The sequence below is a fragment of the Streptomyces umbrinus genome (assembly GCF_030817415.1).
In the GTDB taxonomy this organism is placed as follows: Bacteria; Actinomycetota; Actinomycetes; order Streptomycetales; family Streptomycetaceae; genus Streptomyces; species Streptomyces umbrinus_A.
In genome coordinates, this window is record NZ_JAUSZI010000002.1 from 385573 (window position 1) to 411209 (window position 25637).

Annotated in this window: 22 protein-coding genes; 5 read left to right on the plus strand and 17 right to left on the minus strand. The window is 70.0% G+C overall.

Annotated elements, in window-relative coordinates; all coding sequences use genetic code 11:
• Positions 1 to 118 precede the first annotated feature (118 nt).
• A complete protein-coding gene (locus QF035_RS02435; protein WP_307530847.1) occupies positions 119 to 466 on the plus strand; it encodes a VOC family protein in 348 nt (115 codons plus the stop codon).
• A gap of 31 nt (positions 467 to 497) precedes the next feature.
• On the opposite strand, the gene QF035_RS02440 is transcribed toward QF035_RS02435, so the two are convergent.
• The 13 genes from QF035_RS02440 to QF035_RS02500 all read right to left on the minus strand — a co-directional run bounded on the left by QF035_RS02440 (position 498) and on the right by QF035_RS02500 (position 14728).
• Positions 498 to 1007 carry an SRPBCC family protein gene (locus tag QF035_RS02440; RefSeq protein WP_307517812.1) on the minus strand — a complete coding sequence of 170 codons (510 nt, stop codon included), beginning with the start codon at positions 1005 to 1007 and terminating at the stop codon, positions 498 to 500.
• Between the two features lie 92 nt (positions 1008 to 1099).
• The gene (locus QF035_RS02445; RefSeq protein WP_307517814.1) at positions 1100 to 2089 is read right to left on the minus strand and encodes a sugar kinase; all 990 of its coding nucleotides are present in this window, start codon (positions 2087 to 2089) and stop codon (positions 1100 to 1102) included.
• Complete coding sequence (locus QF035_RS02450) at positions 2086 to 2937, minus strand: SMP-30/gluconolactonase/LRE family protein (protein ID WP_307530849.1); 852 nt, start codon at positions 2935 to 2937, stop codon at positions 2086 to 2088. Before QF035_RS02450 ends, QF035_RS02445 begins: the two co-directional genes overlap by 4 nt.
• Before the next feature lie 104 nt (positions 2938 to 3041).
• Positions 3042 to 3674 (minus strand): bifunctional 4-hydroxy-2-oxoglutarate aldolase/2-dehydro-3-deoxy-phosphogluconate aldolase, encoded by a 633-nt coding sequence (locus QF035_RS02455; RefSeq protein ID WP_307517815.1) that lies wholly within the window; start codon positions 3672 to 3674, stop codon positions 3042 to 3044.
• 66 nt (positions 3675 to 3740) lie between these two features.
• A complete protein-coding gene (locus tag QF035_RS02460) occupies positions 3741 to 4559 on the minus strand; it encodes a hypothetical protein (protein WP_307517816.1) in 819 nt (272 codons plus the stop codon).
• On the minus strand, positions 4556 to 5701 hold the full coding sequence (gene dgoD / locus QF035_RS02465; RefSeq protein WP_307517817.1) for a galactonate dehydratase: 1146 nt from the start codon (positions 5699 to 5701) through the stop codon (positions 4556 to 4558). The genes QF035_RS02460 and dgoD overlap by 4 nt, the downstream gene beginning before the upstream one ends.
• Positions 5698 to 6435 carry a FadR/GntR family transcriptional regulator gene (locus tag QF035_RS02470; protein WP_269651346.1) on the minus strand — a complete coding sequence of 246 codons (738 nt, stop codon included), beginning with the start codon at positions 6433 to 6435 and terminating at the stop codon, positions 5698 to 5700. The genes dgoD and QF035_RS02470 overlap by 4 nt, the downstream gene beginning before the upstream one ends.
• Positions 6436 to 6469: 34 nt before the next feature.
• Entirely contained in the window at positions 6470 to 7243 is a 774-nt protein-coding gene (locus QF035_RS02475) for an SDR family NAD(P)-dependent oxidoreductase (RefSeq protein ID WP_307517819.1), read from the minus strand.
• 71 nt (positions 7244 to 7314) lie between these two features.
• Positions 7315 to 9378, minus strand: coding sequence for an alpha-galactosidase (locus tag QF035_RS02480; protein WP_307517820.1), 2064 nt, complete (start codon positions 9376 to 9378; stop codon positions 7315 to 7317).
• Positions 9375 to 10223 (minus strand): carbohydrate ABC transporter permease, encoded by an 849-nt coding sequence (locus QF035_RS02485; protein ID WP_307517821.1) that lies wholly within the window; start codon positions 10221 to 10223, stop codon positions 9375 to 9377. The genes QF035_RS02480 and QF035_RS02485 overlap by 4 nt, the downstream gene beginning before the upstream one ends.
• Complete coding sequence (locus QF035_RS02490; protein ID WP_307517823.1) at positions 10223 to 11158, minus strand: carbohydrate ABC transporter permease; 936 nt, start codon at positions 11156 to 11158, stop codon at positions 10223 to 10225. The genes QF035_RS02485 and QF035_RS02490 overlap by 1 nt, the downstream gene beginning before the upstream one ends.
• A gap of 1 nt (position 11159) precedes the next feature.
• Positions 11160 to 12449: an ABC transporter substrate-binding protein gene (locus tag QF035_RS02495; RefSeq protein ID WP_307517825.1), complete on the minus strand. Its 1290-nt coding sequence runs from the start codon at positions 12447 to 12449 to the stop codon at positions 11160 to 11162.
• Between the two features lie 113 nt (positions 12450 to 12562).
• Positions 12563 to 14728: a glycoside hydrolase family 27 protein gene (locus tag QF035_RS02500; RefSeq protein WP_307517827.1), complete on the minus strand. Its 2166-nt coding sequence runs from the start codon at positions 14726 to 14728 to the stop codon at positions 12563 to 12565.
• 382 nt (positions 14729 to 15110) lie between these two features.
• On the opposite strand from QF035_RS02500, the gene QF035_RS02505 reads away from it, so the two are divergent.
• Entirely contained in the window at positions 15111 to 19190 is a 4080-nt protein-coding gene (locus tag QF035_RS02505) for a discoidin domain-containing protein (protein WP_307517828.1), read from the plus strand.
• A gap of 27 nt (positions 19191 to 19217) precedes the next feature.
• On the opposite strand, the gene QF035_RS02510 is transcribed toward QF035_RS02505, so the two are convergent.
• The 3 genes from QF035_RS02510 to QF035_RS02520 form a co-directional block, all read right to left on the minus strand.
• Positions 19218 to 19601: a VOC family protein gene (locus QF035_RS02510; RefSeq protein WP_307517829.1), complete on the minus strand. Its 384-nt coding sequence runs from the start codon at positions 19599 to 19601 to the stop codon at positions 19218 to 19220.
• An 84-nt stretch (positions 19602 to 19685) separates the two neighbouring features.
• Positions 19686 to 20267, minus strand: a complete 582-nt coding sequence (locus tag QF035_RS02515) for a PadR family transcriptional regulator (RefSeq protein WP_307517831.1) — start codon at positions 20265 to 20267, stop codon at positions 19686 to 19688.
• A gap of 121 nt (positions 20268 to 20388) precedes the next feature.
• A complete protein-coding gene (locus QF035_RS02520) occupies positions 20389 to 21186 on the minus strand; it encodes an SGNH/GDSL hydrolase family protein (protein ID WP_307517832.1) in 798 nt (265 codons plus the stop codon).
• A gap of 245 nt (positions 21187 to 21431) precedes the next feature.
• Here QF035_RS02520 and QF035_RS02525 point away from each other — a divergent pair, with 245 nt between their 5' ends.
• The 3 genes from QF035_RS02525 to QF035_RS02535 all read left to right on the plus strand — a co-directional run bounded on the left by QF035_RS02525 (position 21432) and on the right by QF035_RS02535 (position 24584).
• Entirely contained in the window at positions 21432 to 22508 is a 1077-nt protein-coding gene (locus tag QF035_RS02525) for a LacI family DNA-binding transcriptional regulator (RefSeq protein ID WP_307517833.1), read from the plus strand.
• A gap of 60 nt (positions 22509 to 22568) precedes the next feature.
• The gene (locus tag QF035_RS02530) at positions 22569 to 22730 is read left to right on the plus strand and encodes a hypothetical protein (RefSeq protein ID WP_307517834.1); all 162 of its coding nucleotides are present in this window, start codon (positions 22569 to 22571) and stop codon (positions 22728 to 22730) included.
• A 102-nt stretch (positions 22731 to 22832) separates the two neighbouring features.
• On the plus strand, positions 22833 to 24584 hold the full coding sequence (locus QF035_RS02535) for an RICIN domain-containing protein (RefSeq protein WP_307530851.1): 1752 nt from the start codon (positions 22833 to 22835) through the stop codon (positions 24582 to 24584).
• Between the two features lie 19 nt (positions 24585 to 24603).
• Here the strand turns inward: QF035_RS02535 and QF035_RS02540 are convergent, their stop codons facing one another.
• Positions 24604 to 25620: a LacI family DNA-binding transcriptional regulator gene (locus QF035_RS02540; RefSeq protein ID WP_307517835.1), complete on the minus strand. Its 1017-nt coding sequence runs from the start codon at positions 25618 to 25620 to the stop codon at positions 24604 to 24606.
• Positions 25621 to 25637 lie beyond the last annotated feature (17 nt).

A 25637-nucleotide genomic window follows, 5' to 3' on the forward strand; every position in this document is an offset into this window, starting at 1 on the left:
GCGGATACACCTCTACGACGGGACGGCCCGGCGAGATGTGACATCGCCGAATGTGACGCGCGTCTCAGTAGTGGAGAATCAGGGCATGTCCACGCTCGCCCGTCAGCAGGAGTCGCCCATGTCCATCCGCCGAGTCATGCCCGACATCCGATCGGATGCCATGGAGGAGAGCCGGGACTTCTACGGCCTCCTGGGATTCGAGGAGGTCATGAACCTGGGCTGGGTCATGACGCTCGCCTCTCCTTCCAACCCCACGGCGCAGGTCACCTTCATGAGCCAGGACAAGAGCGCGCCGGTCGTGCCCGACATGAGTGTCGAGGTGGACGACGTGGACGCGGTCCATGCGGCGATGCGAGCGAGCGGCGCCGAGATCGTGCACCCCTTGCAGGACGAGGAGTGGGGAGTACGCCGGTTCTTCGTCCGTGACCCCAACGGCAAGGTGGTCAATGTGCTGAGCCACCAATGACACCATCCAGTGCGCCACCTGCTCGGCAGCGTCAGGACTGAGGTGCCGTTTCGAGTTCCCGCTTCAGGTTCCGCAGGGTCCTGTCTATGTTGCGCACCTGGAAGTCCGCGAACGTGTGGCCGCCGGTGGCCACGCGGTCGAAGACATTGGTCACGAAGGTCGGCCAGGAGCGTCGGTCATCGGTCCAGGTCTCGGTGACCCGCGTGCCATCGCCGTCCCGCTCGAAGCGGTACTCCCAGGTGGCGATCGGGGCTCTCAGGCGGGGGCGGCTGAGCCCGATCGCGTGGACCCGGAAGGCGAAACGGCTGCCCGGCTCTGCCACCGTCACCGTGCACCGAGTCACCCAGCGAAAGGCGCCACGCTTGTTGCGCCCTTCGAACGTCGTCCCGAGTGAAGCCGATTCATCGGGCGCCGACACGGTCGCGCCGAGGTTCTCCGGGCTCCAGCGCCCCATGTCGGCAGGGCGGCTGATCGCGTCGTACACGACAGCCGGTGGCACGTCCATGAGGACGCTGCGGGACACGGTGAACGTACGGGCCACGATGGACTCCTTTTCCCGGCACATTAATTACTCGCCGGTAACCATCATGGCACAGGGTCGGCAACGGAGGGTGACGTCTTTGAACTGGGCTTTCAGGGACGGCCGTCGGCCTCTGTCTCCCACTCCTGTGCCGGAAGGTCGAGGAGCCGTTTGATCCGGGCGGCGTCCGGCAGGGGGCCATGATCACCTGTCACCTTGAGTGCCGACGCGGCCGTGATGTGTCCGAGCCGCAGCGCGCGCTCCATTCCCCCGCCTCGCAAGAGGCCGGTCAGGAATCCGGCGGCGAAAGCGTCACCCGCGCCGACGGGCTCCACCACCTCCGTGCGCAGAGCGGGCACCGTCCACGAATTCTCGTCGCCGAAGACGGTGACCGCACGACCGCCGTCCTTGACGACAAGGAGACGCGGATGCTGCAACAGCTTCCGTACGTCGGCCGGTTCGAGGTCGGCGTCCCACAGGTCCTGCGCCTCGTCGAGGCCGACGAAGGTGATGTCGGCGCGGTCGGCCAGGTCGCGAAGCACGGAGGCAGCGGTCCGGGGCGGCCACAGAGCCGGACGGTGATTGACGTCGAAGCTGATGGCGTACGGGCGCTCGGCGGGCGGAGTGGCGAGCGCCTCCACGACCAGGCTCCGGCAGGACGACGACAGTGCCGGAGTCACGCCCGTCAGGTGGACGACGGAGGCCGACCGCAGTCTCTCGTCATCCAGTACGTCGGGTCCCAGGACCGAGGCCGCCGAGTTGCCGCGGTAGTAATGGACGCGGGTACGGGTGCCGGTCGGCTCCTTCACCAGCAGGCCCGTGGGCCTTTCAGGATCGGAGCGCACGCCGCCGACGTCGACGCCCGCCGCACCGACCGCGGCACGCACACGCCGTCCCAACGCGTCGTCGCCCAGCGCCGACAGCCAGGAGACGGGGATGCCGAGGTCTGCCAGGTACATCGCCACGTTCGACTCGGCCCCGGCCACCGACACACGCAGGTCCTCGGCCGTCTCCAGCGATTCCGAGGGGCCGGGAGCCAGGGCGGCCATGGTCTCCCCGATGCAGACCACGGGTCCTTCGGCAGGCCTCCAGCCGTCCTTCATGACCTCTCCCCCGGGAGCGAACCCGAGCCGCCGTGGCGGTAGGCAGTCGCCGGTCGGCCCGGAACCTCGACACGGGCCGTGAACACCGCGCCATCGTAGGGGCCCGGCTCGGCGAGTCCCACGCGGGCCGTCGTGATGTGGAGGAGATCCTCCTGCAGACACACCCCGGCGGGCTGTCGCGCGGGCAGACTCAGTGTGCGGTCCAGGCGGCCGTCCGGCAGATACCGGCGTACGGATCCCGTGCCCCACACGGCGACCCATACGGCGCCTTCGACGTCCACCACCATGCCGTCGGGGCTGCCGTCGTCGACGGTGATGAACACTTCTGGGGGCCCGAGTTCGGCGGTGGCCGGGTCGACCGGGTAGCGCCTGATGACTCCCCGGGCGCTGTCGGCCAGGTACATGGTGGCGCCGTCGGCCGTGAAGGCCGGCCCGTTCGGCACCGTGATGTCGTCGAGGACGCGGGTCACCGTGCCGCCGTGATCGACCCGGTAGAGGGAACCGGCTCCCTCGTCGGCGTCGTAGGCCATGCTGCCCGCCCAGAAGCGGCCGAACGGGTCGGTGGTCGCGTCGTTCATACGCATGGGTCGCGCGGCGTCCGCTTCGGGCTGTGCCAGCCACCGCGTCGACCCTTCGGGTGAGAGCAGGCAGATCCCGGTGCCCGCGGCGGCGATCCAGGTGCCGGGAGCATCGGCCACGGGGGCCACCGCGCCCAGGGGAACGGGCAGTTGGGCCAGTTTCCGCAGGGGGTCGGTGGGATGTCCGACGGCGGTGAGCAGACGCCCGGCGAGGATGTCCACGAGCACGATGCCGCGGTCCGTCCAGCGGATGCCCTCACCGAGCTCCAGACGGTCAGGGCGGAGAGCTTCGGCGCCGCCTGCGACTCCGGCTCCGGCTCCGGCTGAGCCAGTCCCGCTTCCGGCTGCGCCTTCGGTGTGCGATGCGGATCCGGTCACGGCGTGTCTTTCCGTACGACGGTCAGGAAGGCACGGGCTCGCTCGCGCAGCGCGGTCAGGCTGCCGCCGTCGGCGGCGTCTCCGATCAGCGGCGAGCCGACTCCGACCGCGGTCGCGCCGGCGGCCAGGTACGCCCGGGCGGCGGCCTCGTCGACACCGCCCACCGGCACGAACAGCTCGTGCGGGAACGGGCCCCGCAAGGCCTTCAGATAGGCGGGGCCGCCGGCCGCCGCGGCCGGGAAGATCTTCAGCGCTGCGGCACCAAACGGGCGTGCGGCCACGATTTCGGTAGGCGTCATCACGCCGACCAGGACGGGCAGACCGAGTTCGTGTGCCGCGACGACGCCCTCACCGAGTGCGGGCGTGACGGCGAAGTTCGCGCCGGCCCCCTGGGCAGCGCGAGCGTCCTCGGCGGTCAGGACCGTGCCGGCGCCGAGGGGCCGGTCGGGGCCGAGCTCCTTGCGCGCCTGCTCGATGACGGACAGGGCGTCCGCGCCGGTCAGGGAGACCTCGATCAGCTCGACGCCTTCCTCGGCGAGGGTCAGCACGGTGCGTACCGAGGCTTCGGGGTCGGTGCCGCGGATGATCGCGACCAGGCGGTGGGCGGCCAGGGCCGCTCGCAGATCCATGGACGAGTTCTCCTTTTCACGCGGGTTCACATTCACGCGGGTTCTCAGAGGTTCACACAGGTCGGTTCAGGTACAGCGGCAGTTCGCGGTCAGTGTCAGCCGCCACCGCACCTCGCCCGACTCGGGTACCCGCGCAGCGTCACCGGGGCCGGCCTCGGCGAGGTCGAAGACGCGGCCGAGCATCGGTTCGACGCCCGTGCTCCGGTAGGGGTGCGCGGCGGGGAAGCCGCCCAGGTTGCGCCACAGGGCGATGGACACGGGCTGCCCGTCGGCCTCGAGGGACAGCGACAGACGGTCGGCCCGGTCGTGGACACAGCAGTGGGAGGCGTCCACGACGGCTCCGACGGCGGTGCCGTCGTCCGGGCCGAGTTGGTCGAGGCGCAGTCCGCAGGGTGCGGGCCAGCTCCCTTCGACCCGGGCGGCGCCTTGCGGCCACGCCCGGTCCAGCAGCGGCGCCGCCTCGGGGAAGAGGCGGGTGTTCGCTCCGTCGCGGATGTGCAGCGTCGAACGGTCGGAGAGGTCGAGCAGGGCGTGTGCGGCCCATACGAACCGGAAGCCCACGTCAGCCTTCAGTACGTAGTCGGCCTCGGCTCCCTCCGCGGTGCCACGGATCGTGCGGGTCAGGGTGAAGCGGTCGCAGTGGAGGACGTCGCTGTCACCGTCACGCGTCCACAGCCGTGACCAGGCGTCACCGTGGTCGGGGGTGCCGCGAACCGTGGGGATGCACTCCTCCAGTCCGCCCGCGTCCACGAAGGTGTCGCCGGGTGACACACTCTTGCGCTCGGGTGCCTCGCGCCGCCAGAGCCATTCGCGCCCCGCGGTGCGCAGTGACGTCCAACGGCCGCCGTAGGCGAGGTCGGTGACGATGTCCATCGGTGCGGTCACCACTCCGCGAAGGAACCGTCGGAGTGCCGCCACACGGGGTTGCGCCAGGCATGACCGGTGCGGTCGGCGGCGCGTACGGCGGCTTCGTCGACGGTGATTCCGAGGCCGGGGGCGTCGCCGCGCGGGGCGTGCCCGTCGACGAACCGGAACGGCTCGGGGTCGACCACGTAGGACAGCAGGTCGGCGTCCTTGTTGTAGTGGATGCCGCGGCTCTGCTCCTGGATCAGGAAGTTCGGGGTGGCGAAGGCGACCTGGAGACTGGCGGCGAGCGCGATGGGGCCGAGCGGGCAGTGCGGGGCGAGCTGGGCGCCGTATGTCTCGGCGAGTGAGGCGATGCGGTGCACCTCCGAGATGCCGCCGGCGTGGGACAGGTCGGGCTGGGCGACCGCGATGCCCGCGGTGAGTGCGGGCAGGAACTCGGCGCGTCCGTAGAGGCGTTCACCGGTGGCGAGCGGTACGGGGCTGGCGGCGACCAGGCCGGCCAGCAGATGGCCGTGCTCGGGTACGACGGGTTCCTCGACGAACAGCGGGTGCAGCGGGGCGAGTTCGGCGAGGACGCGGCGGGCGCCCGCGGCGGTGAAGCGGCCGTGGAAGTCGACGGCGACGTCGCGGTCCGGGCCGAGCGCCTCGCGGGCGGCGGCCACGCGGGCGACGACCGCGGCGGTTTCGGCGGCGGTGGGAACCGGTGAGGTGGCCCCGGCGGCGTTCATCTTCACCGCGGTGAAGCCCGCCTCGACCTGGGCGGTTATCTGCTCGGTCAGTTCGGCGGGTTCGTCGCCGCCCACCCAGGCGTAGACCCGGACGCGGTCGCGCACCGGGCCGCCGAGCAGGGCGTGCACGGGAGCGCCGTACGCCTTCCCGGCGATGTCCCACAGGGCCTGGTCGAGGCCGGCGACAGCGCTGGAGAGGACCGGGCCGCCCCGGTAGAAACCGCCCTTGGTGAGAACCTGCCAGTGGTCCTGGACGCGCAGCGGGTCCTGTCCGACGAGGTATTCGGCCAGGACGTCGACGGCCGCGCGGACGACTTCGGCGCGCCCTTCGACGACCGGTTCTCCCCAGCCGACCACGCCCTCGTCGGTCTCGACGCGGCAGAACAGCCAGCGGGGCGGGACCAGGAAGGTTTCGATTCGGGTGATCTTCACTGAGACCGGGAGCCTTCCGCTTCTTCGGAGTCACCGACGCGGTCCAGATCGCGGCCGGCCTGGTCGAGCAGGGCACGCATCGCCGCCTCGGCGGCCCCCGGGTCCCGGTCGCGTACGGCATCCAGGACGGCGCGGTGGGCCGGGACCGGGTCCTCGCTGTGCGGGGAGCTGTGCACGATGCGGTCGCGGTGGGCCAGGCCCGACTCGATGACCATCTCCATGCGTTCGAGGAGTTCGTTGTGGGTGGCGTTGAGCAGGGCTCGGTGGAAGGCGAGGTCGGCCTCGACGGCGTGGGCGGCGTCGTGGTCGTGCTCCCCCATCGCCGCCAGGGCGCCGTCCAGGGCGGCCAGGTCCTCGTCGGTGCGGCGCTCGGCGGCCAGGCGCACGGCGGCGGGTTCGATGATGGCGCGTACTTCGGCGAGGTTGTGCAGCAGCGCCCGGTCGGAGGCGTTGGTGCGGCCGCCCTCGAACTGCCAGCGCAGCACGTCGGCGTCGAGCAGGTTCCACTCGGCGCGGGTGCGCACGAAGGTGCCGCGCCGCTGGCGGGCGTCGACCATTCCCTTGGCGGCGAGCACCTTGAGCGACTCGCGCAGCGCGGTCAGGCTCACGTCCAGCTCGCTCTGCAGCGCCACCAGGTCCAGCGTGGCCCCCTCGGGGATCTCACCGCCCAGGATGCGGCGGGCGAGGAGTTCCACGGTCTGGCCGTGCACGCCGCGACGGGCATAGGGCGTCATGTCGTACAGCCTTTCTGCTGTTGAGGGAGCGTGGTCATGCGGAGGCCTTGACGACGCTCCAGCCGCCGTCCACGACGAGACTCGTCCCGGTGATGTAGGAGGCTTCGTCGGCGCTGAGGAACGCGATGGCCGCGGCGACCTCCTCGGGTGAGCCGAAGCGGCGCACCGCGGTCTCGGCGATGCTGCGTTCCCGTTCCTCGGGCGGGACCCTGTCCCAGGCGGCGGTCAGGATCGGGCCCGGGACGACGGCGTTGACGCGTACCTCGGGACCGTATTCGACGGCGAGTTGGCCGCACAGGGAGAGCAGGGCGCCCTTGGAGGCGGCGTAGGCGGGATGGCCGGGGATGCCCTTGTGGGCGTGGACGGACGAGGTCAGTACGACGGCTCCGCGGCGGTCCCGCAGATCGGGCAGGACGGTCCGGAAGCCGAGGAAGCCGCCGGTGAGGTTGACGGCGAGCTGTCTCTGCCACGAGGCGAGGGACATCGTGTGGGCCGGTGCCACCTCGACGGTGTAGGCGTTGCTGACGAGGACGTCCACGGGCCCGAAGTCGTGGGCGGCGGTGAGGATCCGCGTCCAGTCGTCGTCCTCGGCCACGTCGGCTCTTACGAACCTGGCGACGCCGCCGGCCTTGGTGATCCGCGTGGCGACGGCCTCGCCCTGTTCCTCGGCGAGGTCGGCGATCACGACGGCGGCTCCCTCCTCGGCGAGGCGTGCGGCCGTGGCGGCTCCGATGCCTGAGGCCGCTCCGGTGACCACGGCCGTGCGGCCGGTGAAACGGGCGCCGTGCCGTCGTGCGGACTGCTCCATCGTGGGGTTCGACTCCTTCGCGGGCGTGGGACGGTTGATCGGCCGCCTTAAGAACATATGCCGGACCGGGCTCACTGCCGTATCAGCACCACCAGTTCGGCGTCATGGTCGGCGCTCCACTGGAACGGCAGTCCGTAGTGGAGCAGATGGGCTCCGCTGTACGTCGTCCCCGTCGCGGTGTCTCGGTAGTGCGCCGTCGGATCCATGCCCCGCATCCGCAGCCGGTCGGGCCGCCCGGGCACGAGCGGGGCCCCGTCCAGGCGACCGGTGCCGAGGGCGGCGACGACCGTACGGTCGTCGAGGTCGTACTGCACGCCGCAGGTGCTGTCGTGCGGTGTGCCGAGGAGGCGGGCCTCTCCCCGGTGGACGACGTCCCTCACCTTCTTGTACCGGGCGATCCACCCGGCGGCCTCGGCCCGCTCCTCCGGTCTCCAGGCGCGCAGGTCGGCGCCGATGCCGAGGACGCCGCACATGGCGTTGACGAAGCGGAAGGCGAGGCTGCGGGGGCGCGGGTCGAAGATGCCGGGGGCGTCGGTGACCCAGGAGCTCATGACGTGCGGGGCATGGGCGTGCAGGAAGCCGTACTGGATGGACAGCCGGTCCAGCGGGGCCGTGTTGTCGCTGGGCCAGACGACGTCGGTGCGTGCGAGGGTCGCGTGCTCGATTCGGGCGCCGCCGCCCGCGCAGCCCTCGACCGTGACGTCGGGGTGGGTGGCGCGCAGGTGGTCCAGGACGCGCAGGTACCCGGCGACGTGCTGGGCGTCCAGGTCGACAGGTCCAGCACCGGGGCGCCCGCGCTCGGTGGGCGGGCGGTTCATGTCCCACTTGAGGTAGCTGATGTCGTAGGCGCCGAGCAGCCGGTCGAGCGTGCCGATCACGAAGTCCTGGACGTCTGTACGGCCCAGGTCGAGCAGAAGCTGGTTACGGACCAGACGGGCTGGGCGGCCCTCGATCCGGTAGACCCACTCGGGGTGTTCGGCGTACAGACGGCTGGCCGGGCTGACGGCCTCGGGCTCGACCCACAGGCCAAAGTCCAGCCCGAGCGCCCGGATGTCCTCGACGAACGGGCCGAAGCCCTGCGGGAACGCCGCCGGGTCCGGGTACCAGTCGCCCAGTCCCCCGGTGTCGTCGCCGCGGCCGGTGAACCATCCGTCGTCGACGACGAACAGTTCGGCGCCGATGTCGGCGGCCAGCTTGGCCAGCTCCAGTTGGCCGGCCGCGTCGACGTCGAAGCCCGTGGCCTCCCAGGAGTTGTAGAGCACCTTGCGGGGGAGGTGCATTCGCTCGCCCGTCAGGTGGCGTTCGTAGCGGTGCCAGACGCGGGAGAGTCCGTCGAGGCCGTCGGCGCTGAAGGCGCAGGCGAGGCGTGGGGTGGTGAGGGTGTCGCCGGGGGTCAGATGTACGACTCCCTCGTGCGGGACCCGCCCGGCGCGGACACGCACGCTGCCGCCCGGCTCGGCCTCCGCGGTGATGTGCCAGTTGCCGGGCCATTCGAGGGCGATGCCATAGGCCGCCTCGGCCTCCCCGTCCTGCACGGCGAGCCACGGAGCGTACGCGTGTCCGGGTGCACCCTGAAGGCTGCCCATGGTGAACGTGCCTCTGGCCAGGTCGAGTTGGGTGTGCTGGAACTCCTGGGACCACTGGCCGGTGAGGTATGTCAGCCGGGCGGTACCCGTGACGGGGATGTTCACGGCGGCCGAGTCGAGCCGCTCCAGGCGGAGTTCTTCCGTGGAGGTCAGTTCGGTCCAGCGGAGGATCACGTCCGTGCCCGGCACCGTCTCGTAGCAGAGAACCGTGCGCAGTCCCAGGACGTCGTCGGTGAAGGCGAGCCGCAGGCTTCCCTCCCCTTCCTCCGCGCCGTCGAAGTCCCACCACACGCCCCGGTCCCGGTCCGGTCGTGCCGCGATCAGCTCGGATCCGGTGAACGGCCGCAGTCCGTACGGCAGATACTCGGCGGGCGCCGCGTCGGCGGGGGTGACGAAGTGGGTGCGGCGGGACCAGTCGAGGGCGGAGGGGCCGTCTTCGACGCCGAGCGGGCCCCAGGCGTCGAGTTCGGCCCAGGGTCCGTCCGGGGACAGGCGGACGGTGTAGCTGGTGTGCTCGGTGCGCAGCGTCCAGCGCGGGTACGACGTCACTTCACCGCTCCCAGGTTGAGGCCGGCCACGAAGTGCCGCTGGAACCGCAGGAACACGATCACGGTGGGCGCGGCGGCGATGACGGAGCCGGCGGCGATCACGTTCCACATCGATACGTACTGTCCCTGAAGTCCGATGAGGGCCGCGGTGATCGGCATCTTGGTGTCGCTGCGCAGCACGGTGATCGCCCAGAGCAGGTCGTTGAAGATCCAGGTGAAGGACAGGGCGCTGAGGGCGGCCAGGGCCGGGCGGGTGAGCGGAAGGATGATCCGCCAGAAGATCTGCCAGGGCCCTGCGCCGTCGACGACCGCCGCCTGCTGGATTTCGGCCGGTATGGAACGCATGAAGCCGTGCAGGACGAAGACGTAGAAGCCGACACCGAAGCCGATCTGTACGCCGATCAGCGCGGGCAGCGTGTCGAAGACGCCCATCTGCTCGCTGAGCTTGGAGACCGGGATGAGCAGGATCTGCGGCGGGAGCAGGTTGCCGCCGAGCATGAGCAGCAACAGGGAACGCCGGAAGGGCATTTCGTAGCGGCTGAGCGAGAAGGCGGCCATGGCGGCGAGCGCGAGCGTCACCAGGACGCAGGGCACGGTGACCAGGAGGCTGTTGATGAGGGCGCGCTGCTGGCCGCCGTCGTTCCAGGCCTGACCGAAGTTGTCGAGGGTGAAGGACTGCGGCCAGCTGCCCAGGCCGTTCGCGGCGATGTCGTCGAAGGAGCGCAGGCTGGTCACCAGGACCAGGGCGATGGGCAGCAGCCACAGGAGGGCCAACGCCCCGGCGCCCAGGTGGAATCCGGCGGTCGCGGCCCGGTTGCGGCGCAGGGCCGTGGACGTGGCGGACATCAGTCGGCCTCCCGGAACGCGCGGACGAGATAGGAGCAGATGACGCCGAAGGCCAGCACGAAGATGACAACGGCGAGTGCGGAGCCGTAGCCAAGTCGCAGGGATTGGAAGGCGGTTGAGTACATGTAGGTGCTCAGCAGCTCGGACGAGTGGTAGGGGCCGCCGCGGGTCAGCGACCACACGACGTCGAAGGAGCGCAGCGAGTCGATGACGATGACGGACAGAACGACCGCGTTGACGCTGCGCAGTTGGGGCAGGGTGACGTGGCGGAGGCGTTGCCAGGCGCTTGCGCCGTCGACCTTGGCCGCCTCGTACAGGGCCGGGTCGATGCCCTTGAGGCCGGCGAGGTAGAGGACCATGACGTAGCCGATCTGCCGCCAGAGCGCGGGCACGATGACCGCGTACAGGGCGGTGTCCTGGTCGGCGAGCCAGGCGTGGCGCAGGCTGCCGAGGCCGACGGATTCCAGGAGTTGGTTCAGGACGCCGTCGGGCTGGTAGATCGCCTGCCATACGAGGGCGGTGGCGACCAGGGAGAAGACGACGGGCAGGAACAGGGCCGCGCGGTAGAAGCCGACGCCGCGCCGCTCCTGCTGGAGCAGCAGCGCGGCGGCGAGGCCGAGCAGGGCGGAGAGGCCGCCGAAGAGTACGAGCCACAGGACGGTGTGGCCGGCCGCGCTGCGGAAGACGTCGTCGTGGGCCATCTCCCGGAAGTTGTCCAGGCCGACGAACTGTGGTGGGGAGACCCCGTCCCAGCGGGTGAGGGCGAGGTAGAAGCCCTGCAGGGCGGGCCAGAACACCCATACCGCTTCGGCGAGGAGCGGGACGAGGACGAACGCGAGCACCAGCGGGGGCGTACGGCGGGGGCCCCCGGTCCGCCTGCCGCGGGGCGACGGCAGGGCCGGGGACTTCCGGTCGGGCGCGGTCAGGACTGCCATGTCAGGCGTTCCAGATCTTCTCGGCGTCGCGCTGCCAGCCGGTGAGGATGCTGCCGATCTCCTTCGGCTTGGCCAGGAACCTGGTCAGTGCGGTGTCCGCGGTGGGCTGGAGGGCGTCGCTGGAGTCCCGGTTGAAGAACTGGGTGATCTCGGCAGCCCCCTCGACGTGTGCGCGGCCCTTCTTCACCAGGGTGGTGCCGGCGTCCTTGGCCTTCGGGTTGCACGGCAGGACGGTGCCCGACGAGCCCTTGATGTAGATCTCCTGGGACTCGGCGGTGGCGAGGTAGCTCATCAGGTCGACGACCTGCTCGCGGCGGCCGGTGCGGGCGCTGGCGAAGTAGCCGTCGACCGGGGCCTCTTCGGCGAGCGGGATCTTCGGGTCGATGACGGGGAAGCGGAAGAAGTCGATGTCGTCGAGCGCGTCCTTGGGGGCGGCATCGGCGAAGAAGGTGCCGATGAGCATCATGCCGGTGCGGCCGTTGAGCAGGGCGGTCGTGGCGTCCTGGAAGGGGACGGCGTCGCCGTTCGGGTCGAAGTAGGGCAGCACCTCCTGCCAGCGGTCGAAGAGCTTGCGCACCTCGGGGTCGTCGAACCGGTGCTTTCCGGCGAGGAGTTCGCGGTGGTACTGGGCGCCGTTGATCCGGATGTCGAGGTAGTCGAACCAGGCCGAGGCCACCCAGGCGGTGTTGCCGCCCGCGCCGAGGCCGATCGGGTCGACGCCCTTGCTCTTGAGCTTGTCGCACAGGTCGAGGAAGTCGTCCCAGCTCTTCGGCTCGCTCACGCCCCACTTGGCGAAGTTGGACTTCCGGTAGAACATGCCCCACCAGTAATACGTGGCGGGGACGAAGACCTTCTTGCCCGAGCTCGATGTGCACAGGGAGTTCAGGGCCTTGGAGTAGCTCTTGAGGTCGGGCGAGGAGCTCCAGACCTCACCGAGGTCCAGCAGCAGGTCCTTCTTCGCGTAGGCGTCCGCCACCGAGCCGGGGTACCAGGTGTACACGTCCGGCGGGTTGGCGGAGGTGAGGTAGGTCGGCAGCTGGGTGCGGAAGGTCTCCGAGGCGACCGTGTTGAGGCTGGCTCGCCCCGACCCCTGCTTGGCGTACGCGGCGACGAGGTCCTGCATCGCGGCCTTGGCCTGCGGTGCGGACACGTTGGACTGGAGGGTGACCGCGCCCTTGGAGGAGCTCTTGCCGGAGGAGGTGGAGGTGACACAGCCGCTGAGCAGCGCCGCCGTCCCGGCGGCACCGAGTCCTGCGAGGAACCGGCGTCGGCTGGTCTGATGGTTCGTCATGGATGGCTCCCTGTGAATCCGCGCGGGCGGGGCGGCCCTCCTGACGGCCGGGTCCCGCTCGCGCGGATACAGATTCGCGTGGCACTCACGCCACGTCAAGAATAATTACTAATTTATTTGAACTGGGTCCGGTGCACGTAGCCGTCGACTCCGCGGAACACCGCATCGACCGTGCCGCCCGGCCCGGCCACCGCTCCGAGCGCGCCCTCGAAGGCCGCACTGGGGAACTCCTGCCGCTTGGTCCAGCCCTGCCAGCCGCCGTTCTCGTACCGCTGCTGCCAGAGCGTGTAGTCGGAGGCCCGCGCGTACAGCACCACGGCGTCTCCCACGGCGACGAGTGTCGGGCTGCCGCCGACGGTCCCGCCGAGCGACGTCCACGGCGACCACTCCCCCGACGCCTCCCTGGACCGCGTCCACACGTCGTCCGCCGCGGAGCGCACGGCCACGTGGACCCGCCCCTGTGCGTCGACGGCGGCGGACGGCCGCCCGTACACCGCCCGGCCACCGGGTGCGCCGAGCGAGGACCAGCCGGGCGACGGGCCGCGCTGCACGACCTGTCCGTCGGAGCCGGTGGCGAACAGCGTCCAGTGCCCGGGGCCGGTGAACGCCACCGAGGGCGCGTCGGTCACCCGGCCGCCCAGGTTCTGCCAGGTGCCCCAGCGGCCGTCGGCGAAGACCCGCCGGTACACCCGCGAGTCGGTGCCGCGCACGAAGACGTCGATCCGGCCGCCGGCCGAGGCGTACGCGGCGGGCTGGCCGAGGATCCTGCCCTTCGTGGGACCGCCGAGATCCCGCGGCCGGACCCTGCCGTTGCCGTCGGCGGTGGCCGTGTGCTGGACGAGGGAGCCGTTCGGTCCGCGCAGGAACGTCGTGAGTGTGTCGCCGTCGCGCACCACAGCCGGGCTCGCCGTGGCCTTCTGACCCAGGCTGGTGCCGGGCAGGGCGTCGGCGCCGGTCAGCTTCAGGAACGCGGTCCCGTGTGCGGGGACCTCGACCGTGTACGAGCCGGTGTGGGTACCCCGGTCCGCCCTGGCCCGCAGGTCACGCACCTTCACTCCGCCGCCGAGCCCGACGTCGGAGAACTTCACCGTGCGCTCGACCGGCCTGTCGGAGCGGTTGAGCAGCACGACCGCGCGCCTGCCGTCACCTGTGAGGACCTTGCTGTAGACGTCGCCGACGGAGTCACTGGCCACCCGTACGCCCTGAATGGCGAGGGGGTCCTGGTCGACGGCGATGATCTCCGGGTTGCGCAGCGTCTCGATCATCGAGTCCGACAGGGTGCGCGGATCGGACCCGATGACCAGCGGCGAGCCCATCTCGGCCCACATCACGAGCTGCGTGATGGACTCCTCCTGCGTCAGTTCCAGGGATCCGTCGCTCATGCGCCGCATGGGGATGAGGTAGTCCGGGTCGTTGTAGTGGCCGGGCCCCTGCGCCTCGGGGTGCCAGGCGTTCGCGTCCATGTTGCGCAGCACGTTGGGCCACTGTCCGGGGCTCGGGGTGCCCCAGGCGATGTCCGTTCCGGTGCGCCAGGAGTCGGCGATCGTAGGGGCGTAGACGTACGAGTTGTGCGCGTCCTGCTCGGGTGTGTGCGGCAGGCCCCAGTCGTCGGTGAGCGGGTTGCAGAGGTTGAGCAGCATCTTGCGGCCGGACTTGGCCACCGCGTCGCTGAACTCCTTGAACGCCGGGCCCGGATCGAGCTTGGCGCCGATGCCGCACAGGAAGTCGACCTTGACCGCGTCGATCTTCCAGCCTGCGAACTGCCGGGCATCCTCCTCGTAGTGGCCCCTGCTGCCGAGACCGCAGGTCTTGCCGCCGTCGTAGGCGCCGGCGTCGGTGTAGATGCCCGCCTTCAGGCCGCGTTTGTGCAAGTAGGAGACCAACGCCGGGATGCCGGAGGGAAAGCGGTCCGGATGGGCGGCCAACCGCCCCTTCGCGTCCCGTGGGTTGTCGGCCTGCCAGCCTCCGTCCAGCCACACGATGTCGTAGCCGCTGTCGCGCAGACCACTGCTGACCAGCTTGTCCGCGACGGAACGCACCGCCTGTTCGGTGGGTGCGCCGAGCCCGTAGTAGGTGTTCCAGCCCATGTAGGGCTGGGGCGCGAGACCACTGTCGTAGTACTCGGGCGCGCCCTGGTCGGCGGCGCCCCGATCGGGGCCGGTCTGCGCCGTAGCCACCGGGGCGGCGGTCACCGCCAGCACGGTTGCGATCGCGACCGCCGTGGCACGGCGCGTCAGTCTGGACGCCGCGGGTGTGCGGACCTGCGGGTGTGAAGTCACTTGCCTCTCCCGAGGGTTGGGAAGCACGAGGACGTGACGCGGGCCGCGCTGCGACAGGGGGCCACCGACGTCACGGCGAAGACTGTGGCGCGTGGCCGAAACCCTGTCAATATTAATTCCTAATTTAATAGAAAGAGGCCGGGTGATGCTCCACGCGCACCGGCGCCCGGGCAGCCGGTTCGCCCTGCTCAGGCGCCCAGGAGAGCCGCCCGAGGCGCAGAGCCACGACGTCGGCCGACGGGCCCTCAAGAGACGAACTACGCATCAGGGGTTGACAGAAACCCTCTCGCGTCACAGCCTTTGGCAACGTTGTCATCCGTTGGCATCACGTGCCGTGTCCTACCCGGCCCGCACCGCTGTCTTTTGATGGGACATCACGCTCATGACAGATCAGTCGAGCTCGCCACGCCTGTCGCGACGCTCCCTCGTCACCACGGGTTCCACCCTGCTGGCGGGGTTCGGACTTGGTTCCCTGTTGCCCGCGCCGACCGCCGCCGCGGCGGGCATCGACGCGCCGGCCGCGCCCTTCTCGCCTCGTGAGCTGGCGCTCTACCGCCCCGTCACGGTCTCTTCGACGGCCTACGCGCCCACCCCGGGCTCGTTCGTGGTCGACCGGCTCGCCTCACCGGGAGTGCGGGGCAGCGGCTGGCGGGCCGCGGCGGGTGACCCGCAGTGGATCTCGATCGATCTGCAGGCCGCCTGCGACGTCACATGGATCCGCCTCACGTTCGAAGGCGACGCGAGTGACCCGGTGTTCACTCCCCCGATCACCGGAAATCCGGCCAGCGGCACCACGGGCAAGGAGATCCAGTCGAGCTACTCGGTCGAGTACGTGGTCGAGACGTCGACCGACCGCGAGTCCTGGACCAGCGTGTACCGCACGACGGCCGGCACCGGCGGAGTGGTGAACATCCAGCTCCCGCGCCCGGTCATCGCGCGCTGGGTGCGGATGACCTCGCGCAAGCGCTCCAACCCCAATCCGCTCGGTCTGAACGGCTTCGAGGTCTACGGCAGCCCCAAGGGGCACCGGCCGTCGGCCACCGGCTGGACGGACTGGGGCAAGCACTCCGGGCCCGCACCCAAGCTGGTGGTGGCAGACGACGGCACGGTCCCGGTGGAGTCCGGCTGGCGGCTGACCCTCGACGACTGGGCCGACGCCGACGGCAAGGAGCTGTCGAAGACGACTGTCGACACCAGCGGTTGGCTGCCTGCCACCGTTCCCGGCACGGTCCTGGCGTCACTGGTGGACCAGGGCAAGCTGCCCGACCCCGTCGCCGGACTGAACAACCTCCATGTGCCCGAGGCCCTGTCGCGGCACGCGTGGTGGTACAAGCGGGACTTCGAGCTGCCGCGCGGTCTGCGCACCGGGGCCGGGCGGCGGATCTGGCTGGAGTTCGACGGCATCAACCACAAGGCCGACATCTGGCTCAACGGCAAGCAGGTGGGCGACCTGACGTTTCCCTTCGCCCGCTCGTCCCACGATGTGACCAAGCTGCTCTCGACCGGCGACGCCAACGCGCTCGCGGTGAAGATCACGCCGATGCCGGTGCCCGGCAGCCCCGGCGACAAGGGCCCCGCCGGCGAGGCCTGGGTGGACGCGGGTGCCAACCAGATGAACCTCAACTCGCCCACCTACCTGGCCTCTTCGGGCTGGGACTGGATGCCCGCGGTACGTGACCGGGCCGCCGGTATCTGGAACCACGTCCGGCTGAGATCCACCGGCCATGTCGTGATCGGCGATCCTCGTGTCGACACCCTGCTGCCGAAGCTGCCCGACGTGTCGGTCGCCGAGCTGACCATCGTCGTTCCGGTCCGCAACGCCGACACCGCCGACCACAAGGCGACGGTCTCCGCTGCCTTCGACGGCGTACGGGTGTCCAAGGTGGTCACCGTGCCCGCGGGCGAGAGCATCGACGTCACGTTCACCCCCGACGCCTTCGGGCAACTGCGGCTGCGCAACCCGAAACTGTGGTGGCCCAACGGGCTCGGTGACCCCGTGCTGCACGATCTCACCCTGGTCGCGTCGGACGACGGCGCCGAGAGCGACCGCCGCACCACCCGGTTCGGCATCCGTCAGTTCGGCTACGAGTACGAGGTGCCGCTGCCGTTCACCGCCTCCGAGGACGCCTACACCCAGTCCGTCACCTTCGACCGGCAGCAGGCCCGCTACGTACGCATCAAGTGCCTGACCAGGGCCTCCGTTTGGGGCAACTCGCTGTGGACGCTGGCCGTGTCCGACAGCGCACGCCCCTCCGTCGACCTCGCCCTGCACGCATCCGCCGACGCGTCGAGCAAGGACGGGGACGACCACGGTCCGGCCAACGCGACGGACGGCGACCCCGCGACCCGCTGGTCCTCGTCCTACGAGGACGACCAGTGGATCCGGGTCGACCTCGGGTCCTCGCAGTCGTTCGACAGGGTCGATCTGACCTGGGAGCAGGCGTACGCGAAAACCTACGTGGTGCAGGTCTCCTCGAACGACGCCGACTGGACCGATGTGGCGTCGGTGGACAACAGCGCGGTGCCGCTGCCCTTCAACAACGGCAACGCCAGCCTGCAGGTCGAGGGCTTCGCTGCGCGCACCGCCCGGTACGTCCGTATCGCCTGCGGGGTGCGCAACACGAGTTGGGGCAACTCCCTTTGGTCCCTCGGCGTCATCGACAGTGCCAAGCCCGGGACCGACCTCGCCCTGCGTCAGAAGGCGACCGCCTCGACCGAGGAGTCCGACCACCCGGCCGCGCATGCCACCGACGGCGACACGGGAACCCGCTGGTCGTCCCAGTACGAGGACCAGCAGTGGATCCAGGTCGACCTGGGCGCCGCGAAGAGGTTCGACCGGGTGGCGATCGTGTGGGAGCCGGCCTACCCGAAGACCTATGTGATCCAGGTGTCCGACGACGGGGACACCTGGACCGATGTGAAGTCCGTGTCCAACACGCCCGACCCGCTGAAGATCAGCGTGAACGGCGTGCGAGTCCTTGCCCGCGGCGGCAACTGGGGCTGGGACGAACTGCTGCGCCGGATGCCGCCGGAGCGGATGGACGCGGCCGTGCGGATGCACCGCGACATGAACTTCACCATGATCCGCAACTGGGTCGGCACCTGCGACCGGGAGGAGTTCTTCGCCGCCTGCGACGAGCACGGGATCCTGGTGTGGAACGACTTCCCCAACGCGTGGGCCATGGACCCGCCGGACCACGACGCCTTCAACTCGATCGCGCGGGACACCGTCCTGCGCTACCGCATCCACCCCAGCGTGGTGATCTGGTGCGGAGCCAACGAGGGCAACCCGCCTGCCGCCATCGACAAGGGAATGCGCCAGGCCGTCGAACAGCAGGCCCCCGGCATCCTCTACCAGAACAACTCGGCCGGCGGCATCATCACCGGCGGCGGCCCCTACGGCTGGGTCGAACCGGAGAAGTACTTCGATCCGTCCACGTACGGCAGCAAGGACTTCGGCTTCCACACCGAGATCGGTATGCCGGTCGTCTCCACCGCGGCCAGCATCCGGAACATGACGGGCGACGAGCCCGAGTGGCCGATCCGCGGCGCGTGGTACTACCACGACTGGAGTGAGCGCGGGAACCAGGCACCGCACACCTACAAGGCAGCCGTCGAAGCCCGCCTCGGGGAGACCGAGGACCTGGACGACTTCGCCCGCAAGGCCCAGTTCGTCAACTACGAGAACACGCGCGCCATGTTCGAGGCGTGGAACGCGAACCTGTGGGACAACGCCAGCGGGCTGATGCTGTGGATGTCCCACCCCGCGTGGCACAGCACGGTCTGGCAGACCTACGACTACGACTTCGACGTCAACGGCACCTACTACGGGGCCCGGACGGCCTGCGAACCGCTGCACGTCCAGACCGACCCGAAGGGGCAGGTCCTGGCCGTCAACCACACGCGCAAGGACCTCAAGAACGCCACCGTCTCGGCGCGGTTGTTCGACCTGTCGGGCCGACAGCTCGGCAAGACCAGGAGCACACGGCTGGACGTTGCGCCGGCCGCCACCGCGAAGGCGTTCACCAGCGCCTGGACCGACGACCTGCCCGACCTCCACCTGCTGCGTCTGACCCTGGAGAGCAGCGACGGCCGCGCGCTGTCCAACAACACCTACTGGCGCCATCGCACCGCGGCCGCCATGCGTGCGTTGACCAAGGCGCCGCAGACCAGGGTGTCCGGAACGGTGACGCGTCTGTCCCGGTCCGGGGCCCGTCACGAACTGACCGCCACCATCCGCAACCACGGTCGGTCCGTCGCCGCCATGGTCCGGCTGTCCCTGCTGAACGACAAGACCGGCCATCGCGTCCTGCCGACGCTCTACAGCGACAACTACCTGTGGCTGCTGCCCGGCGAGTCACAGACCGTCACCCTGTCCTGGCCCGCCCGGGCTCTGCCCTCGCACCGCCCGCTCCTGAAGGTGGAGGCGTACAACAGCCGCTCTGCGACAGCGCGCTCGTAGGTTCCTGTCCGACGCACCCCGGCCAGGTCAGAGGGGCTTGAGCCGGGTGTGCAGGAGGCAGAACTCGTTGCCTTCCGGGTCGGCCAGGGTGTGCCAGTTCTCGGCGCCGGTCTGGCCGACGTCGGCGGGCCTGGCGCCGAGAGCGAGCAGCCGCTCCAACTCGGCGTCCTGGTCGCGGTCGGTGGCGTTGACGTCGATGTGCAGTGGGAGCTTCCCTCTCCGCGGGTCGCTGCTGGGGCTCAGGACGAGGGTGGGCTGCGGGCCGCCGAAGCCGACATCGGGCGGCCCGATCTCGATGCTTCCGTCGTCCTCCCGGTCGAGTTCGACGTAACCGAGGACCTCGCACCAGAACGCGGCGAGCCGGTCGGGGTCTGCGCAGTCGAGAACCAGTTCACTGATGCGGCATGCCATGCCGGGGAGTGTACATAGACGTCCGAGAGTCGGTCGTCGGCCGCGGCACGGGCAATCACGAGATCGCGGCAGGGACGTACGTACTCAGTCGCGTGCCGGGGAAGCGAGCGCCTCCGCGCGCTGTGCGAGTCGCTTGAGAGCCACCTCGCCCCAGGTCAGGTTGTCCCGTTCGAGGGACAGGCCCCGCAGACAGGTGAGATAGGGCCCGATGCGTTCGGCGGTGGTGAAGTACTCGTCCTCGGTACGTCCGGCCAACAGCCATTCCCGTACCCGCTCGTAGCGCGCGATCTTGGTCGTGGCCAGCTCCATGCGCTGGGCGACAGCGGTTCGTACGGCCTCCATGTCGCCGACATCCACGCACTGGACCTTGACCAGCAACTCGTCCCGGATCGCCGTCGGTTTGGCGGGCGGTTCGGCGGTGTAGGCCCGTACGGCGGCAAGGCCCTCCTCGGTGAGCGAAAACAGCCGCTTGTTCGGACGGCGCTCCTGCTGCACGACGCGGGCGGCGACGAGGCCCTCGCCTTCCATACGCTCCAGCTCGCGGTAGATCTGCTGCGGTGTGGCCATCCAGAAGTTGGCGACCGACGCCTCGAACCCCTTGGCAAGGTCGTACCCCGACGCCTCACCCTCCAGAAGCGCCGCCATCACCGCATTGCGAAGAGCCATGAATCCAACCTAACAGCCTGTTGATTACTCAATGCGACGACTATGAACGGGGCCTCGCGGGCGGCTTGCGGCACCTGCCCTTGCACTCGTCCCTGCACTCGTCCTTGCCGGAAGGCGTTGTTCAGGAGGGGTCTTCGATGGCCTGGGCCACCGGAAGCAGGGTGGGCCGCTTGGCCTCCCGGCCGTCCCCGGACGAGCGGTCGCGCACGCGGCGGGCGAGCCAGGGTCCGAGGAAGGAGCCCGCCCAGCGCAGTTCGGTCCCGACGACCCGCAGCCTCGAATTCCTGGGCCCGTCGTCAGACAGAGGCCGGATCCAGCTGTCGTCGCTTCCCGGTACGGCGAGTGCCTCGGCGACCGCGGCGGCGATCAGGGCATGTCCGCGCGGGCTCGCGTGCAGCCGGTCGGGGCTCCACAGCCGGAGGTCGGTGACCACCGGGTGAGGCGCCGCGTCGGCCACCACGACACCGTGGCGTCGGGCCGCCTCGCGAATGCGGCTGTTCAGAGCGGTGACCCGGGGGGCGATGGGTCTGGCGGCCGGGACGATCCGCGCGAAGTCGGGGAAGGTCAGCGTCGCGACGCGGGCACCGCTCCCGGTGAGCGCGGCGAACATCGCCTCCAGGTGCTCGGCCACCTCGTCCGCGTCGAAGCGGGGACGCAGCACGTCGTTGACACCGGCGACGACCGTCGCCAGATCCGGGCGCAGTGCCAGTGCGGGCTCCAGCTGCTGCGAGCGCACCTCACCCGCGAGGCGCCCACGGACGGCGAGGTTGGCGTACAGGAGGCCGGGGTCGGTCCGCGCGATCTGCTCGGCGAGCCGGTCCGCCCACCCTCTCGGGTTCCCGGTGCCGTCGTCGTCACCGAGGCCCTCGGTCTGACTGTCCCCCAGGGCGACGTACCGCGCGTAGCCGCTTCTCGCCATGGTCGCCCGCCTTCTCCCAGCCCAGGCCTCCCGCTACCGACGGAGCGAGAGCGGATGACTAATTAGTCGGCTATTAAGATAGTTGACTATCCCAGGAAGTGCACATGCCCGTACGGGCCAAGGCTCCGGATGCGAGCCGGAACTCTTGACGCCAACCTCATGACTGCGTAGACATGACTGCGCAGTCAGAAGATCGGGGGTCTGGCATCCTTGGGATCCGGTTCGTCGGCCGTCGGGGAGGCTCCATGACGCGAGGTACAGGGCGGGGCGGGGGCTCCACCGCGCCGCGCAGTGTGGATGTGGCCCGGCTGGCCGGGGTGTCGCAGAAGACGGTGTCGCGGGTCTTCAACGACGAGCAGTACGTGTCCGACGACGTGCGCCGACGCGTCCTGGCCGCCGCCGAGGAACTCGGGTACCGGCTCAACAACGCGGCCAGGGCACTCGCTTCGGGGCGGACCCGGTCCATCGGTGTGGTGACGCTGGGCACCGCCCTGTACGGGCCGGCCACGCTGCTCATGGGCGTCGAGCGGGTCGTCCGCAACACGGGATACGCGCTCCGCGTGGTCAACACGATGGAAGGCGACCCTGCGGGCATCGCCGGTGCGGTGGATTCGCTCCTCGACCAGGGCGTGGACGGAATCGTCATCTCGGAGCCGATCGACGAGGAGGGCGACGGAGGGGACATCTCCGCCCGGCTCGACGTGCCGGTGCTGGTCATCGGCGCACCCTCGCCCTTCACCGCCTCCACGGTGCTGGCCGCGGGCGGCGGCGCCGACCGGATGGCCCGGGCAGCCACCGAACACCTGCTGGACCTGGGCCACATGACCGTGCATCACCTGGCCGGACCGCAGCGGTGGTACGCCGCCCGGGACCGCCTCGCCGGATGGCGTGCCGCGCTCACCGAGCAGGGCAGGGACGTCCCGCCGGTCGTCCAGGGCGACTGGTCGGCCGCGTCGGGGTACGCGGCGGGCCGCGAGCTGGCCTCCCACCCGGAGGTGACCGCGGTCTTCGCCGCGAACGACGACATGGCCATCGGTCTGATTCGCGCGCTGACCGAGGCCGGCCGACGCGTGCCGGAGGACGTCAGCGTGGTCGGCTTCGACGACATCCCCGTCGCCGGCTATGTGACTCCCCCGCTGACCACAGTGCGTCAGCCCTTCGACGCCGTGGCGCAGGAGGGCCTCAAGCGTCTCGTGCACTCCATCGAGAATCCGCAGGCGGACCCACTGCCCGCGAGCGACCCACCGGTCGACCTCATCGTCCGCGCCTCGACCGCGCCTGCGCCGGCCACGGAAGACCCCGGGGCGCGGCCGACGCGGTAACTCCCCGCTCCCCAAGGGGGTTCACCCACTGTCCGTTGACACCTCGGCCAACGGACGGGCTTGGCGGCCGAAGAGGGTCCCCGCCTCCATCCGGACCTTGTCGTCCCCGGACTCGAACTCGCCCGGGCCCTGGCCGTCTGGACGGCACCGGCCACAGCGTGTGCCTCCCCGCGGCACAGCCTTGACCTCGGCGCCCGGCACATCCGCGTGTTCGTCTCCTGAACCACCCCCCCTACTGGCACGACCGTGACCGTCCCCCAAGGAGGAGCTGTGCAAAGAAGCAGAGCAGGGAAAGCGCTCGGAACCTTCGTCGTGGCATCCGCGATGCTGGCGATACCCATGGGCACCGCGCAGGCGTACAACCCGACGGGCGGGATCCTCTACCAGCTCGGAAACGAGCCGTGCCTCAAGGGGCGGGGCAACTGCGCGGTCTACCCGAAGTCGGCGCAGCTGCCGGGCGGGCACCTGGTCGCGTCGTTCGAGAAGTCCACTGTGGTGCCGGAGACGGGCAGCGCCGACAAGCAGACCCTCCCCGTGTACAAGAGCGACGACCACGGAACGAGCTGGCAGCCGCTGTCGGAGGTCAAGGCTCCCGCGTACCTCTCCAACGACCCCAAGTATGCGAAATACACGAGCAACTGGACGAACCCGTACCTCTACACGCTCCCCCAGGACGTCGGGAACCTGAAGCAGGGCACGCTGCTCCTCGCGAGTGTCGTGTCGGGGGACGATTACTACTACAAGGAGCACAAGGCGGCCGACCCGAATTGGACCCCGTCCAACGACGGGGACCGCAAGAACATGGCAATCGCCCTCTACTCCAGCAGTGACGACGGCAAGACGTGGAAGGTTCTCAACGTCATCGCGACCGGCGGCTGGCAGGGCGGCAGTGCGGGCGCGGTCGGCCAGAACATCGCGAGCGCGAACGCGCACAAGCAGGTGGATCCCCTCTGGGAGCCGTACCTGATGGTCTACAAGGGCAAGCTCGTCTGCTACTACTCCGACGAGAACGACTACATCGGCTTCGACCCGGCCACCGGCGTCCCGACACCGGACCCCGCGAACGACACCGCCCCGGATTCGCACGGCCAGATCCTCGTGCACAAGACCTGGGACGGCCGCAGCACGCAGTGGAGCGCCCCCGTCGTCGACCTCGCGGGACCGACCCAGGACATGGGCGGCGGCAAGACGGAAATCGGAGGCGGGCGGCCCGGCATGACGAACGTCGTCCGGACGACGGACGGCAAGTGGATGCTCCCGTTCGAGTACTGGGGTGGCGGAGCCAACACCAGGTACGTGACCGCTGATAGCCCGCTGGAGTTCTACCGGGGTTCCGCCACCGGCGCGGACGTCGCCTCTCTGCCGGTCGCCGCCGGCTCCCGTCCTCTCGCGAGAGGCGGCAGTCCGGTCGTCGTCAGGCTTCCTGGTGGGCGCCTGGTCTACAACGCCGCGGGCAGCGGCAACGTCTGGGTCAACGAGAGCGGCCGCAGCGACGGCACGTGGAAGGAGTACCAGACGACGTCGCCTGCGGGTTACAGCCGCAACCTGCAGTACGTCGAGGGCACAGGCCGCATCTCGATCCTCAACAATCAGGGCACCTCGACGCTCGCGTTCGCCGAGGTCGACCTGGGCCAATCGGTCGGCGCCTACTACCAGTTGGTGAACCGCAGGACCGACCAGGTGATCGGCACCGGGAACAGGACCAACGACGCGAACATCGGCAACGGGGATGTTCCCGACGTCGCGCTGGAGGAGCCCGGCTCGGCGGCGAACCCGGACACCCAGTACTGGCACCTGGTGACCGAGCCCCAAGGCGGCGTCACGCTGCTCAACAAGTCGGGCGGTCGCGCGGCGGCGATCTGGACCGGCAACGCGACTGTCGGCCAACGGATCGGCCAGTGGGTCGACAACAGCCCCACCGGCAGTTGGAACCTCGTCAGGACCGAGGACGGGTTCTACAGACTGCAGTCGGCCAAGAACCAGAACCTGTACCTGACGGGTGCGTCGGACGGAGCGGCGCTCACCTTGCAGAACGCGGTCGCGGACGGCTCGCAGGAGTGGGAACTCGTCCAGTAGGCGCGAGTGTCCTGCGGCCCTACTCCACCACGGTCGACTCCCGGATCGTCAGGCTGCAGGGCATGCGGTGGACTCCCGAGGCGGCCCGGCCGCCCATGGCGGCGAACAGGTGCTGGGCGGCGGTGCGGCCCAGCACCTCCAGGTTCATGTCGATGGTCGTCAGCGGTGGCCTGGTCTCGGCGGACAGGACCTCCCAGTTGTCGTATCCGACGACCGCGATGTCGTCGGGAACGCGGCGGCCCCGTTCGCGGACCGCCTCGACGAACCCCGCGGCGATCTGGTCGCTTCCGCAGAACACGGCGTCGATCTCCGGGTCGGCGGTGAGTACGATCTCGGCCGCCTGCCGGCCCCATCGCCGCGACCAGGGGCCGAAGAGAACCTGGCCACCGGAGAGTGCGAGTCCCGCTTCTTCCAGGGTCTCGGCGGTGCCGGCCGCCCTGTCCTGGGCGGCCTGGTAGTGGGTGGGCCCGGTGATGTGGGCGATGCGCCGCCTGCCGACGGTCAGCAGGTGCTGGACGGCGATGCGGGCCCCGCCCACGTCGTCGGGCACGAACGAGACGTCCTGCGGATCGTCGGAGGGCGCGTAGGCATAGACGACGGGTACGGGCAGATCGAGGTTGATGGACGGCCGTGGATCCGTGCTCTCGCCGACCACGATGATCCCGTCGACTCGACGGGCCAGCAGGGTGCGAAGGTAGTGCCGTTCGCGGATGGCGTCTCCGCGGGCGTCACAGAGCAGGACCGCCATCTCCCCCGTGCCGAAGGCGTCCTCCGCGCCGAGCAGTACGGGGATGCCGAAACGTCCGACGCTGTCGCTGGTGAGCAGCCCCACGGTGCGGGTCTGGCCGGAGATCAGGCTCTGGGCGAGCGCGTTCGGCTGGTATCCCAGTTCCTCCGCCGCCCGGAGAACACGCTGCAAGGTCTCGGCGCGGACCTGGCTCCGGCCGTTGAGAGCCTTGGACGCGGTCGCGATCGACACGCCCGCGTGTGTGGCCACATCGGTGATCGTGGTTGCGCGTCGCCGCGTAGAACCCATCGTCACGAAAACCTTTT